The 13,794-nt window shown below is 54.3% G+C and carries 14 protein-coding genes; 5 read left to right on the forward strand and 9 right to left on the reverse strand.

Going from position 1 to position 13,794, the window contains the following annotated elements:
* Positions 1-89: 89 nt before the first annotated feature.
* Together yigI and rarD are read left to right on the forward strand one after the other, a co-directional pair.
* A complete protein-coding gene (gene yigI, locus JSN25_RS03310; RefSeq protein ID WP_003017917.1) occupies positions 90-557 on the forward strand; it encodes an acyl-CoA thioesterase YigI in 468 nt (155 codons plus the stop codon).
* Positions 558-608: 51 nt separating this feature from the next.
* Entirely contained in the window at positions 609-1,505 is an 897-nt protein-coding gene (gene rarD / locus JSN25_RS03315) for an EamA family transporter RarD (protein ID WP_204525439.1), read from the forward strand.
* A gap of 69 nt (positions 1,506-1,574) precedes the next feature.
* Here the strand turns inward: rarD and corA are convergent, their stop codons facing one another.
* The 8 genes from corA to lptM form a co-directional block, all read right to left on the reverse strand.
* Complete coding sequence (corA, locus tag JSN25_RS03320; RefSeq protein WP_038634499.1) at positions 1,575-2,525, reverse strand: magnesium/cobalt transporter CorA; 951 nt, start codon at positions 2,523-2,525, stop codon at positions 1,575-1,577.
* A 154-nt stretch (positions 2,526-2,679) separates the two neighbouring features.
* On the reverse strand, positions 2,680-2,736 hold the full coding sequence (gene ysgD, locus JSN25_RS21975) for a YsgD/CorL family protein (protein WP_212723238.1): 57 nt from the start codon (positions 2,734-2,736) through the stop codon (positions 2,680-2,682).
* A 247-nt stretch (positions 2,737-2,983) separates the two neighbouring features.
* Positions 2,984-5,146: a DNA helicase II gene (gene uvrD, locus JSN25_RS03325; protein WP_038634502.1), complete on the reverse strand. Its 2,163-nt coding sequence runs from the start codon at positions 5,144-5,146 to the stop codon at positions 2,984-2,986.
* An 88-nt stretch (positions 5,147-5,234) separates the two neighbouring features.
* Positions 5,235-5,951, reverse strand: a complete 717-nt coding sequence (gene yigB, locus JSN25_RS03330; RefSeq protein ID WP_174331079.1) for a 5-amino-6-(5-phospho-D-ribitylamino)uracil phosphatase YigB — start codon at positions 5,949-5,951, stop codon at positions 5,235-5,237.
* On the reverse strand, positions 5,951-6,853 hold the full coding sequence (xerC, locus tag JSN25_RS03335; RefSeq protein ID WP_038634507.1) for a tyrosine recombinase XerC: 903 nt from the start codon (positions 6,851-6,853) through the stop codon (positions 5,951-5,953). The genes yigB and xerC overlap by 1 nt, the downstream gene beginning before the upstream one ends.
* The gene (locus JSN25_RS03340) at positions 6,850-7,557 is read right to left on the reverse strand and encodes a DUF484 domain-containing protein (protein ID WP_038634510.1); all 708 of its coding nucleotides are present in this window, start codon (positions 7,555-7,557) and stop codon (positions 6,850-6,852) included. The genes xerC and JSN25_RS03340 overlap by 4 nt, the downstream gene beginning before the upstream one ends.
* Positions 7,554-8,378, reverse strand: coding sequence for a diaminopimelate epimerase (gene dapF / locus JSN25_RS03345; RefSeq protein WP_038634512.1), 825 nt, complete (start codon positions 8,376-8,378; stop codon positions 7,554-7,556). The genes JSN25_RS03340 and dapF overlap by 4 nt, the downstream gene beginning before the upstream one ends.
* A 48-nt stretch (positions 8,379-8,426) precedes the next feature.
* A complete protein-coding gene (gene lptM, locus JSN25_RS03350; protein ID WP_032940199.1) occupies positions 8,427-8,630 on the reverse strand; it encodes an LPS translocon maturation chaperone LptM in 204 nt (67 codons plus the stop codon).
* A gap of 138 nt (positions 8,631-8,768) precedes the next feature.
* Here lptM and cyaY point away from each other — a divergent pair, with 138 nt between their 5' ends.
* Positions 8,769-9,089 carry an iron donor protein CyaY gene (gene cyaY / locus JSN25_RS03355; protein ID WP_038634515.1) on the forward strand — a complete coding sequence of 107 codons (321 nt, stop codon included), beginning with the start codon at positions 8,769-8,771 and terminating at the stop codon, positions 9,087-9,089.
* A gap of 76 nt (positions 9,090-9,165) precedes the next feature.
* Here cyaY and cyaA read toward each other — a convergent pair whose 3' ends face one another.
* Complete coding sequence (cyaA, locus tag JSN25_RS03360) at positions 9,166-11,712, reverse strand: class I adenylate cyclase (protein WP_038634518.1); 2,547 nt, start codon at positions 11,710-11,712, stop codon at positions 9,166-9,168.
* Between the two features lie 394 nt (positions 11,713-12,106).
* On the opposite strand from cyaA, the gene hemC reads away from it, so the two are divergent.
* Together hemC and hemD are read left to right on the forward strand one after the other, a co-directional pair.
* Positions 12,107-13,048, forward strand: coding sequence for a hydroxymethylbilane synthase (hemC, locus tag JSN25_RS03365; protein WP_038634520.1), 942 nt, complete (start codon positions 12,107-12,109; stop codon positions 13,046-13,048).
* Positions 13,045-13,785, forward strand: a complete 741-nt coding sequence (hemD, locus tag JSN25_RS03370; protein WP_042314019.1) for a uroporphyrinogen-III synthase — start codon at positions 13,045-13,047, stop codon at positions 13,783-13,785. The genes hemC and hemD overlap by 4 nt, the downstream gene beginning before the upstream one ends.
* Positions 13,786-13,794 lie beyond the last annotated feature (9 nt).

A 13,794-nucleotide genomic window follows, 5' to 3' on the forward strand; every position in this document is an offset into this window, starting at 1 on the left:
CCTCGTTAGTTATCCCGTCCTAAAGTAGAAAACAACAAATAATAAGCATAATATCAACATTTCATTAACCAATAAGGTATTAAGATCGTATGTCTGCTGTACTGACCGCTGAAGAAGCCCTGAAGTTAGTGGGTGAAATGTTTGTTTATCATATGCCGTTTAACCGTGCGCTGGGGCTGGAACTGGAACGCTATGAAAAAGAATTTGCGCAATTAGCGTTTAATAATCAACCGATGATGGTCGGTAACTGGGCGCAAAGCATTCTGCATGGCGGAGTGATCGCCTCAGCACTCGACGTCGCCGCCGGACTGGTGTGTGTAGGCAGCACGTTGACCCGTCACGAAACGATCAGTGAGGACGAACTGCGTCAGCGCATGTCACGTATGGGCACCATCGATTTACGCGTTGATTACCTGCGCCCGGGGAGAGGGAATCGCTTTACCGCTACCAGCAGCCTGCTGCGGGCGGGTAATAAAGTAGCCGTTGCGCGCGTGGAACTGCATAACGAAGAACAGCTCTATATCGCCAGCGCAACCGCCACTTATATGGTGGGGTAAGCGCTTAAAAAAAGGTAAACTGCTGTTACATTTCTGCAATGAGTTTTCCCGATGGATGCTAAACAAACGCGGCAGGGCGTGTTACTCGCTCTGGCTGCCTATTTTATTTGGGGTATCGCTCCCGCCTACTTCAAGCTGATTTACTATGTCCCGGCGGATGAGATCCTGACGCACCGCGTCATCTGGTCATTTTTCTTTATGGTGGTGCTGATGAGCATCAGCCGCCAGTGGTCGGGTGTTAAAACGCTGCTACAAACGCCAAAGAAGATCTTCCTGCTGGCGCTCTCTGCGGTGCTCATCGGCGGAAACTGGCTGCTGTTCATTTGGGCGGTCAATAATCACCATATGCTGGAAGCCAGTCTCGGCTATTTTATTAACCCGCTGGTGAATATCGTGCTGGGGATGCTTTTCCTCGGCGAGCGCTTTCGTCGCATGCAGTGGTTGGCGGTACTGTTAGCCGCCTGCGGCGTACTGGTACAGCTGTGGACCTTCGGCTCATTGCCGATAATCGCGCTGGGACTGGCGTTCAGCTTTGCTTTTTATGGTCTGGTGCGTAAGAAGATTGCCGTTGAAGCGCAAACCGGCATGTTGATTGAAACCCTGTGGCTCTTACCCGTTGCCGCTATCTACCTGTTTGGCATTGCGGATAGCCCAACCAGCCATATGGGGCAAAACCCGATGTCACTCAATCTGCTACTGATTGCCGCCGGTATCGTGACCACCATTCCGTTGCTGTGCTTTACCGGCGCAGCGACACGTCTGCGTCTTTCCACACTGGGTTTCTTCCAATATATCGGACCCACATTGATGTTCCTGCTGGCGATCACCTTTTACAGTGAAGTGCCGGGAGCGGATAAAATGGTGACGTTCGCCTTTATCTGGGTGGCGCTGGCGATTTTCGTGATGGATGCGATTTATACGCAACGCAGAACGCGTATGGGGATGTGAAGGCTTTTTGCCTGATGGCGCTACGCTTATCAGGCCTACGGGATCTGTAGGCCTGATAAGACACCGCCATTAAAGCCAGTTCTTACGTTTAAAGTACAGATACGGCGCCAGACCTGCGAGCATCATGAAGACAATCGCGCCAGGATAACCGAAGCTCCAGTGCAGTTCCGGCATGAATTCAAAGTTCATGCCGTAGCTGGAAGCCACCAGCGTCGGCGGCAGAAATACCACCGAGACCACCGAGAAGATCTTGATGATGCGGTTCTGCTCAATATTGATAAAGCCCATCGCCGCCTGCATCAGGAAGTTAACCTTCTGGAACAGCGATTCGTTATGCGGCAGCAGAGACTCGATATCGCGCAGGATCTCACGCGCCTGCTCCAGTTGACCACCCGGCAGACGCGCTTTACGCACCAGAAAGTTCAGTGCGCGCTGGGTATCCATCAGACACAGGCGTACCTTCCAGCCGATATCTTCCTGTTCCGCCAGCGTGGAAAGCGCTTCGTCATACTCATCGCCCTGACGCCCTTCCATGATCACACGGCTGAGTTTTTCCAGGTCGCTATAGATGTTTTCAATCTCATCCGCCAACTGTTCAATTTTGGTTTCGAACAGATCGAGTAGCAGCTCGTAGGCGTTACCATCCACCATCGCCTGGTTACGCGCACGCATGCGATACAGACGAAACGCCGGCAGTTCGCGTTCGCGCAGGGTAAACAGGCGGCCTTCGCGAATGGTAAATGCGACGGTTGAGTTACCCGCGTGATCGTCGGCGTCTTCATAGAAGAAGAAGGAGTGAATGTGCAGTCCATCCTCGTCTTCAAAAAAACGTGCGGATGCTTCGATGTCTTCCAGTTCAGGGCGCGTGGCCAGATTCTGGCCCAAGTCCTTTTGCACACGGTTTCGTTCTTCGTCATCCGGCTCGACTAAATCGACCCAAACCGAACTGGCCAGGTGCTCGATCTCGTCTGCCTCAAGGCGAGTTAAACGATTGTTTTCCAGTTGAAATGCGCTCAGCATGACCGGGACTCCCAATGCAAAAAATTATCGGACAGTTCGGAGGGCACACAGAAACAAATTGGGTTTCAGACCATTAAACAGCCTGACTCAGCGCGACGGGAAAAAACAGAAGGTCGCTGACAACCGCGAAGGCTATCAGCAAAAAGGGATAGCCTTAGGAGTTGATCCTGGATGACAGGATAATGAGCCAGTATCTACTGGGTGTGTCCAAGGCGAATGTCCTCTTAGCGTAATCGTGCGCGCATGTTACGCCAGCAAAATTTTGACGTCAACACGCAACGGATGGCGAAAAAGTAATAATTTCCCCTTATACAGAAAGGTTAGCAGAGGGGAATTATTTATCTATGATTTCAGAATATTAACCGGCAGATAGCCGAATGGCGGCTTCGCCTTATCCGGCCTACAAATCAAAATGTTACCCGGTCAGTAGATCTGATACGCGCAACGACATCAGGCGATCACACCGTTTCCAGTCTGGCGTAAGCCGCCACCAGCCATTTAATGCCCTGCCCCTGGAACGCGACCTGCAAACGACTGTGCTCACCGCTACCTTCGAGGTTGACGATGGTGCCCTCGCCGAACTTCGCGTGGCGTACCCGCTGGCCAAGTTTGTAGCCGGTATCGTTTTCCGCCATTGGCGTGCCCATCCGCTGATGGCTCACCGGACGGCTAACCGTGGCGCGCAGACGCACCTCTTCAACGCACGCTTCCGGCAGTTCGCCGATAAAGCGCGACGGACGATGGTAAACCTCTTTACCGTACAAACGACGCGTTTCGGCGTAGGTGAGCGTCAGTTTCTGCATCGCGCGGGTGACGCCAACATAGGCCAGGCGACGTTCTTCTTCGAGACGGCCGCCTTCATCCAGCGACATCTGGCTCGGGAACATGCCTTCTTCCATACCCACAATAAATACCTGCGGGAACTCCAGCCCTTTCGCCGAGTGCAGGGTCATCAGTTGTACCGCGTCCTGCCAGGTATCCGCTTGCCCTTCGCCTGCTTCCAGCGCGGCGTGGGAGAGGAACGCCTGCAGCGGCATTAAGTCTTCGTCTTCTTCGTTGTAGCTGAACTGGCGCGTTGCCGTCACCAGTTCGTCTAAGTTTTCGATACGCGTCTGACCCTTCTCGCCTTTTTCCTGCTCGTACATCATGCGCAGGCCGGAATCTTTAATCACCCGGTCAGTCTGCACGTGCAGAGGCATATCAGCGGTCTCTTGCGCCAGCGCGTCAATCAGTTCCATAAAGCGCTGTAAGGCGCTGGCGGCGCGACCGGCCAGGGCTTTTTCCTGCAGCAGTTCACGACAGGCCTGCCACAGCGTTAGCTGGCGGTCACGGGAAGTCTGGCGCACGACATCTAAAGTACGATCGCCAATCCCGCGCGTTGGTGTATTCACCACACGCTCAAACGCGGCATCGTCATTGCGGTTAGCGATCAGACGCAGGTAGGAGAGCGCGTCTTTAATTTCCTGACGTTCAAAGAAGCGCATACCGCCATAGATACGATACGGCATGCTGGCCTGTAGTAAGGCTTCTTCCAACACGCGTGACTGGGCGTTGCTACGATACAGAATCGCGCACTGTTCCAGCGCGCCGCCGTTGTCCTGCCAGGTTTTGATGCGATTGACCACGAAGCGCGCTTCATCAAGTTCGTTGAACGCGCAGTACAGCGAGATCGGCTCGCCGTCGACGCCGTCGGTCCACAGTTTTTTACCCAGGCGTCCGTTGTTATTTTCAATCAGGGCGTTAGCTGCGCTAAGAATATTGTTGGTCGAACGGTAGTTCTGCTCCAGACGAATGGTTTCTGCGCCCGGGAAATCGTTGAGGAAGCGCTGAATGTTCTCCACCTGCGCGCCGCGCCAGCCGTAGATCGACTGGTCATCATCGCCCACGATCATCACCTTGCCGGTGTCGCCCGCCAGCAGACGGATCCAGGCGTACTGAATGTTGTTGGTATCCTGGAATTCGTCCACCAGGATATTGGTAAAGCGTTCGCGGTAGTGCTGCAGAATGTGCGGCTTGTTGAGCCACAGTTCATGGGCGCGCAGCAGCAGTTCGGCGAAATCCACCAGCCCCGCGCGATCGCAGGCTTCCTGATAAGCCTGATAGACCTTCTGCCAGGTCTGTTCGACCGGGTTGCCGTAGCTTTGCAGATGGTGCGGGCGCAGCCCTTCATCTTTCTGGCTGTTGATAAACCACATTGCCTGACGCGGCGGCCACTGCTTTTCGTCAAGGTTCATCGCTTTGATCAGGCGCTTGAGCAGACGCAGTTGGTCCTCGCTGTCGAGGATCTGGAAATCCTGCGGCAGGTTGGCATCCATATGGTGCGCGCGCAACAGACGGTGCGCCAGGCCGTGGAAGGTCCCCACCCACATTCCGCCCTGGCTGGTTCCCATGATCTGACCAATACGGTGGCGCATTTCCGCCGCCGCTTTGTTGGTAAAGGTCACCGCCATAATGGAGTACGGCGAGTTGTTCTCTACCGTCAGTAACCAGGCGATACGGTGCACCAGTACGCGAGTTTTACCACTCCCCGCGCCTGCCAGAACCAGCATGTTGCTGCGTGGCGCGGCCACCGCTTCACGCTGTTTATCATTAAGGCTGTCGAGCAGGTAAGAAACGTCCATTGGCACCGCCGCGTAAAAGTAGGTAAGGCGGAGAAGCGTAGCGCCATCCGCCAAAAAGCTGGGTATATATACAGAGTTCTGCTGGTGATTATATCAGCGAGGTCAGAGATGCCAACTGTGAAATTTCAATATGCGGCAGCAAACGGCTGTCTGCGGTTTGCATCAGGTCGGCATTTTCCGGTTTGATCCAGCAAGCCTGCATACCACAACGAATAGCGCCTGCAACGTCTGTCGTCAGGTCATCACCCACATGCAGAATTTCACCTACCGGCATTTTCAGTTTTTCCGCCGCCAGCACGTACATGTCGCTGAACGGTTTTGAGCGCCCGTCGGGACCGGCGCGCAGCACAAACTCAAAATAATCACCCAGACCAAACAGTTCCGGCTGCGCGTTACCATTGGTGATCGCCACCAGCGGCCATTTGCGGGCCAGCGCCTTCAGCGTGTCATGTGTCGCCTGCGGAACATCAATGCGGCTACGCCATTTGGCGAAATTCATCATCGCCGCATTCGCCCCCATCAAGGCTTCTGCCGCTGACAGACCAGCCTCCAGCATAGCGCGTTCTACGGCGCGGTGACGCCATTGGGTAACGTCGTGGTAGATTTCCGGCTCGGCGTCACGAACGGCCTGACGTAAGCGCTGCAGGTCGCTATTTTGCAGCGAATTCAACGCCGGATGATAATTCTGTACAAACGCGAGCGCTTCCTGCTCGGTACGTGTGATAACGGGACGGTTATCGTAAAGGGTGTCATCAAGGTCAAAGGTGAGCGCAGAAATACGCCCCAAAGGCCGGTAAAAACGCATTATTTCCCCCGTTTGGCGCGCGGATGCGCCGCATCGTACACTGAAGCCAGGTGTTGAAAATCAAGATGGGTATAGATTTGAGTAGTGGAGAGATTGGCATGACCCAATAACTCCTGCACTCCGCGCAGATCGCCGCTCGACTCCAGCATATGCGTCGCAAAAGAGTGGCGCAATTTGTGGGGATGGACGTGGCTGTTCAGCCCCTGTTTGATACCCCATTCCGCAAAGCGTTTCTGCACGTTACGCGCAGAGATGCGCTTGCCCAGTTTAGACAGGAACAACGCATCGTCATCCCCGCCAAATAAACCGCGCAGATCCAGCCAGTGCTCAATCCACGCCACCGCATTGCGGCCGATCGGCAGACGACGTTCTTTACTGCCCTTGCCCATCACCCACACTTCGCCGGTGTCGAGATCGAGATGTTTAATATCCAGCCCAACCAGTTCAGATAAACGTAGTCCCGCGCCGTACATCACTTCCAGCATCGCCCGGTCGCGCACGGCAAGGGGATCGTTGAGATCGATATCCAGCAGACGATTAACATCATCGACGTCGATATTTTTAGGTAAGTGGCGTGGCGCTTTCGGCGCGGAAACGCTTTTTGCCGGGTTGGCTTTCAGCTCGCCCTGATTAACCAGCCAGTCGAAAAAACTGCGTAATGCAGAGAGACGCAATGCCAGACTCGCCGCTCCCAGCCCTTTACGACGGCTGCGCACAGCAAAGCTGCGTACCATTGCAGCGTCACATTGTTGCCAGCTTTGCAGACCGGTTTCTCCGGCTAACGCGATGATGGCATCAAGCTGACGCTGATAATTGAGTAGCGTGATAGGGCTAAGCTGGCGCTCAACGCCCAGATAGCGCAAAAAGCGCGCCACATCCTGAGAAAGGGGTGAATCGGTCATACGCGTTCAATCCAGCGCTCCAGCAGCTCCGGCAACATCAGCGAGATTTCTTGCAGTAATTGTGTACCTTGCCCCTGCTGGTAATGGTTAACGTCACGGCTGCTGAATAGCATCACGCCCAGGGAACCATCTTGCCCCAGCATCGACATCGCCACCGAGCCTATCGCTTTCGCCTCCGGCATCATAACCAGTAATTCCGGACCATTGAGTGGCCCAAGATAGTGCTGCGACTGCCCCAGACGCTGAATACGCAACGGTTCAAAGGCCTGACGGCTTAATGCCAGATGCGTAAATTTGGATGGCGCGCCAAGTCGCCACCGGTCCGGAAACAGACGCACCGTCGCGCCGGCCAGCCCCAGCTCACGCGCCCAGCGATGAAATCGCATCAGCATATCGTCAAGACTGCTGGCCGACACCAGGCGACTTTGCAGATTTAGCAGACGATAGAACAGGCTTTCATTGGCGTTGGCTTGTTCCATCAATAACGCCATGTTCTCTTCAAGCACATTAATATGATTACGTGCCCGCGCCATATGCCATTCAACTAAAGAGATCGTGCCCCGCACAGGGTGTGGGACGCGCATCGCTTCAACTGCCCGGGCATTACGGATAAAAAACTCAGGATTACGTTGCAGGTAATCGACGACCGCCCGATCGTCGAGCTCCATGAGCGTTTCCTGTAGTTCTTCCCCTGGTTGCTTCATAAGTGAATAAATCCGTCGTAGACATGTGCCGCCGGGCCAGTCATATACAGCGGATGACCCGGACCTTTCCAGGCGATATCAAGTCGACCGCCAGGTAACTCCACCCTCACCTCTTCTGCCAGCAGGCCCTGCTGAATACCTACCGCAACAGCGGCGCACGCACCGCTGCCGCAGGCCTGCGTTTCGCCCGCCCCGCGCTCGTAGACGCGCAGCCGGATATGCTCGCGCTTTACCACCTGCATAAAGCCGATGTTGGCGCGTTCAGGAAAGCGTTCATGGCTTTCCAGCACCGGTCCCAGCGTTTCCACCGTGGCCGTATCAACATCATCAACCTGAATCACGCAGTGCGGGTTCCCCATTGAAACCACGCCGCACAATATTGTCTGTTCGGCCGCGCGCATAATATAGGTCTTCTCTGCTTTGTTGGCGCGAAACGGAACCTGCGAAGGTTCAAAGTTGGGTTCCCCCATATTCACCCGCACCAGTTCGTCGTCGGTTACGGTTAACACCATACGACCATTCGCGGTACTGACGCGAATATCACGTTTATTGGTCAGCCCTTTCAGGCGAACAAAGCGAGCAAAACAACGGGCGCCATTGCCACACTGTGACACTTCACTGCCGTCGGCATTAAAAATACGGTAGTGGAAATCCAGCTCCGGATCATACGGAGGTTCAACCACCAGCAACTGATCAAACCCAACGCCGAGATGCCTGTCGGACAGGCGGCGGATCAGCTCTGGTGAGAAAAAGACATTCTGCGTTACCGCGTCGACGACCATAAAATCGTTGCCAAGGCCATGCATTTTAGAGAATTGCATCATTCACTCCGTTCACGCGGGTACAGAAATGTAAATCTATTCCTGCCGTCAGTAATTCACCTGAGAAGGGCCGTCGCTGATCCCACGATCGTTTTTCTCGGGCGTGGTGGATTGCGATTGCGGCTGAACGCTCTTGGTCGGAGGCGGCGCGGTTTTATCTGCTGGCGGGAAATAGAGCGGGCCTTTTAGCCCACAGCCCGTCAGGCTGAACAGAGTTAAAATGACAGCGAGTGGCTTTAACACGTTTTTCATTATGGATTGCCTGTAAAGTTCATGCTTTCTGTTTTCTATCATCGCAGGAGAAGGCGTAAAAGCAAGAGTTAGCCTGTAATCTGCAACGCGTTTTGTTTCAGGTTATACTGCCGTCATCACGAAAAACAGGATAAGAAAATGAACGACAGTGAATTTCATCGCCTTGCCGACACCCTGTGGATGACCATTGAGGAGCGTCTGGATGACTGGGACGGCGACAGCGATATCGATTGTGAGATCAACGGCGGCGTGCTGACCATCAGCTTCGAAAACGGCAGCAAAATCATTATTAACCGTCAGGAGCCGCTACACCAGGTGTGGCTGGCAACCAAACAAGGCGGCTACCACTTTGACCTGAAAGGCGACGAGTGGATCTGCGACCGTAGCGGCGAAACGTTCTGGGATTTGCTGGAGCAGGCGGCAACGCAGCAGTCGGGTGAAGAGGTGAGCTTCCGTTGATTTTTTGCCGGATACGCTTTGCTTATCCGGCCTACAGTAGGCCCGGTAAGGCGTAGCCGCCACCGGGCGAAAAGCCTCAGGAGAAATACTGCTGCAACATCGGCGTGTCGTTATCCTGATTAGCTGGCGGGACTGGGTTGAGCGGCTGGGTACGGAACGGAATCACCTGCGCACGTCCGTCGGTTTTCACAATCTGATAGAACTGCGGCAGGTTAAAGTTGATGAAGCTGGAGCCGTAGGTAAAGCGATCGTGCGACGATGAATAGAAGCGGCTGACATCACGTACCAGCTCTTCTTTGCTTCCCTCGCAGTGGTGATACACCTCCGCACGGTTACTCTCATCCAGTATATAAATATTAAAGCCCTGCTCATCGCCCGTTTCTTCGAAAAAGAACTGAATGATCCCTTCACTGGCAAAACCGTCCACCACCGACGGGAGTTTCACGTGGTTCGTTTCAACCTGGACGGAAAGGCCGTGCAGTTTGTTGTGTGAAATCGCCCCATAGAATTCGATGGCGTTTTCCAGTTTCTGTACCGATACGTTCAGACGCTCGAAGAACAGTCCCCACGTCTGACCAGACACGCGCAGCGCTTTGAAACGCCCGGTTTCCTGGCGGGTACTGGAAAGGCGCAGCTCGATACACTCAGAAACCAGTTGCTGCACGCGGGTACGGATTAATCCACGCAGATGCTGGCTGTAGCAGAACACTTCGACGCTATCCGGCGGCGCGGCATCCTGGTGCATTTTGCCCAGAATCGTTTTTAACGCTTCAATCATCGCCTGCTCGCCGTTGAAGTGCAGCGTACGTACTTCATTCCACGAGTTGCGGTACAGCAGGTCGACGCTCCCTACCAGGCAATTTTGCTCTTCGCCAAAGCTGAAGACGTCCAGCTTACGGAAATCAAAATGCACCACCTGATTACGGAATGCGGTCGTCGGGTCATATTCAAGGTTAACGATAATCGCCAGATGGCGAATTTCGCACGGGCTGTAGAGCGCTTTCGGCGTTGGTGCCGGCAGGCGCAGCGGGAAGTGGTGCGATACATCGGCGACCATTTCCTGCAGCTTCGGCAAATCAACAATACCGTTGCCCTTAATAAACAAATGCGTACGCGATGTCAGCAGACCGTTGAACCAGGCCCACGCCACCAGCTTGTTGAGGTAGCGGTTATATTCCAGCGGCTGATGGCTGATGATCGAATCCATATTTGGCGCGCGGTTGTAGAGATACCAACCCGAACGATTGGCGCGGCCCGGCGGCACATGGATAAAGGTCAGGTTCGGTTCTGAGAGGTCCGGAGATATTTGCGGGTTCACCAGCGTTACCTTACCCGGCAACGCTTCAAACGCGGCATACAGCTTACGGGTCAGCACGCCGATATCCTGCGGACTGGCGCTAACGCTGAGGTTATTGCGCCGCGCAAAGCGGATCAGATTACGATAGCTCTGCATCATCGCATCAAGCAGTTCGTTATGCGCTTCACGTACCTGATCAATCTTCCAGTTAGCGCGGTTATCCAGCATTGTCAGACGGGCTTCGTCCCAGCCCCATTCTTGCACTAACTGGCTTAATACTTCACGACGCCAGCCCACGCAGGCGCGCTCGCGGCTCAGTTTCTCACACACTTTTAAGTAGAAACATCGACGCACTAAATCCAGGCGCGTCGGGTCTTCGATCGCCGTGAGATATTCGGTCACGCGCTCCAGCATCATGCAGTAGGGATCGAGACCAAAAGAGACGATCTCGCCATCGTGCAGGCGTTGTTTAATGTCTTTCGCCAACAGGCGAGGATTGGGATATTCCCAGGAGTAGGCTTCCAGCAGCAGCGTCTTCAGCACCGCTTTGTACGGGGAATCGATACTTTTGTATAACTGCCAGAGGCTGGCGCCAAAGTACTCTTCGGCGGAGAGCGAACTGAGTCCGCCGAGATCCAGCCATTCGTTTGGCGTTAATACGCCCTGCGCGTAGAGCTTCATGACGTAATCGTCGTAATGCTCTTCTTCGTCGCCCGGCACCATATTCCACAGAATACGTTTGCCCGCGAGGCGCACAGCGGTGCGATAGAATTCATCAAGCAACAGGATATGCTGCGTCGAGCCACAGTCTTCACCACCAAGACTGCCGCTTTCATTGTGACGGAAACGGTTTTCATCAATCAGGAAGAAACTGACTTCCACGCCCAGCGAAGCGGCCCAGCTTTCGAGCAGGCTACATTTACGCTGCAACAGCTGGCGCTCTTCGCTATCCAGCCAGGATTGGTGGCAGACCCAGATATCGAGGTCGGAAGAACAGCTTTGCCCTACCGAAGAGGTGCTGCCCATTGAGTAGACGCCGGTGATCGGCAGTTCGCCCTTGGGAGGTTCCTGCGGTGACATACCGCGGTACAGTTCGAGTTCGTTGAGGTAGTGGCGTTGGGTTTCATCAGGCGTGTAAAAGCATATGCCTTTGGGAACGTTACCATCGAGGTAACCCGGCATCAGAGGGTGGTGGTAGTGCAATAATGTCGGCAGCAGACTGTATACCTGCTGGAAAGCAGGTCCCATGGCAGCAAGCGCGCGATCCACACGCAGTTGATTTATGGCATCCAGTCTCTGTTTCAGAGTCTCAATATAGAGGTACAAGACGTATCGCCTGATGTTGCTATCCGTCATGTTGTCGATTACTGCGGCGCAAGCGCTCACAATAATCGTCATCAATTCGGATAAACCGTATGTCAAAAATAACCGTTACCTGTTTTTCGCCCGTATTTTTTTGTGCGGTACAGCCGAAAAAATGGTCTAAAACGTGATCAATTTAACACCTTGCTCATTGACCGTAAAGAAAGATGCGCTACATACAAGTGTAGCACCGTTCGTTACGTGTAAATTCCTTCATACGGTCGGAAGGTTTCTCGTCATTATTCACTGCCACTGATGATGCAGCAGCTTTTCCTCTCACTTACGTTTGAGCGTAACGCTGACATCCCTTTGATAAGGATGTTAGGATGGTCAATGATTGATAATGACGGTAACAAGCATGTTAGACAATGTTTTGAGAATTGCCACACGCCAAAGCCCCCTTGCGCTCTGGCAGGCACATTATGTCAAAGACGCCTTAATGGCAAATCACCCCGGTCTGATCGTGGAACTGGTTCCTATGGTAACCCGTGGCGATGTGATCCTTGATACCCCGCTGGCAAAGGTCGGAGGGAAAGGGTTGTTTGTTAAAGAGCTGGAAGTCGCGCTGCTGGAAAAACGCGCCGATATCGCCGTGCATTCCATGAAGGATGTGCCGGTTGAATTCCCTGACGGTCTTGGACTGGTCACCATTTGCGAGCGAGAGGATCCGCGTGATGCTTTCGTCTCAAATAAGTACAACACGTTGGATGACCTTCCCGCAGGTAGCATTGTCGGGACATCCAGTTTGCGTCGCCAGTGCCAGTTGGCAAAGCGTCGCCCGGATCTCGTCATCCGTTCGCTGCGCGGCAACGTCGGTACGCGTCTCGGCAAACTGGATAACGGCGATTACGACGCCATTATCCTGGCGGTCGCCGGGTTAAAACGTTTAGGGCTTGAGTCGCGAGTCCGTACCGCACTGCCGCCGGAAGTCTCCCTGCCCGCAGTCGGGCAAGGCGCCGTCGGCATAGAGTGCCGACTGGACGATATGCGTACTCAGGCGTTGTTAGCGCCGCTCAACCACGAAGAGACCGCGCTACGCGTAACAGCCGAACGCGCCATGAACACTCGCCTCGAAGGGGGATGTCAGGTGCCTATCGGCAGTTATGCCGAACTCATCAACGGTGAGATTTGGCTACGCGCGCTGGTCGGCGCGCCTGACGGATCGCAGATGGTATGCGGGGAACGCCGTGGCGCCGCGCAGGATGCTGAACAGATGGGCATCTCTCTGGCAGAAGAGCTCCTGGAGAATGGTGCACGCGCCATTCTGGCTGAAGTTTATAACGGAGAAGCACCCGCATGAGTATTCTGGTCACCCGCCCGTCTCCCGCAGGGGAAGAGTTAGTGAGCCGTCTGCGCACACTGGGGCAGGTGGCCTGGAGTTTTCCGCTCATCGAGTTTTCCCCGGGTCGGGAACTGGCAACACTCGCCTCCCGACTGTCGGCGCTGACGGATAACGATCTGGTTTTTGCCCTCTCGCAGCACGCTGTCACCTTTGCCGATGCCGAACTTCAGCAACAAGGGAAAAGCTGGCCTTCCCTTCCGCATTATTTTGCCATTGGTCGTACAACGGCGCTGGCACTGCATACTGTTAGCGGCTGCAATATTCACTATCCTCTGGATCGGGAAATCAGCGAAGTCTTGCTACAATTACCTGAATTACAAAATATTGCGGGAAAACGCGCGCTTATTTTACGCGGTAACGGCGGTCGGGAACTGATAGGTGAAACCCTGACGGCGCGCGGAGCCGATGTTGATTTTTGTGAATGTTATCAACGCAGTGCAAAAAATTACGATGGTGCGGAAGAAGCAATGCGCTGGCAATCTCGCGGCGTGACCACGGTGGTGGTCACCAGCGGTGAGATGTTACAACAGCTCTGGTCGCTCATTCCGCAGTGGTATCGTGAGCACTGGTTACTACGCTGTCGGCTGCTAGTCGTCAGTGAGCGTCTGGCGCACCTCGCCCGGGAACTGGGCTGGCAAGATATTAAGGTCGCTGATAACGCCGACAACGATGCGCTACTACGCGCATTACAATAACTCTCATAA

The organism is Citrobacter cronae (genome assembly GCF_016893685.1).
Taxonomy (GTDB): domain Bacteria; phylum Pseudomonadota; class Gammaproteobacteria; order Enterobacterales; family Enterobacteriaceae; genus Citrobacter; species Citrobacter werkmanii.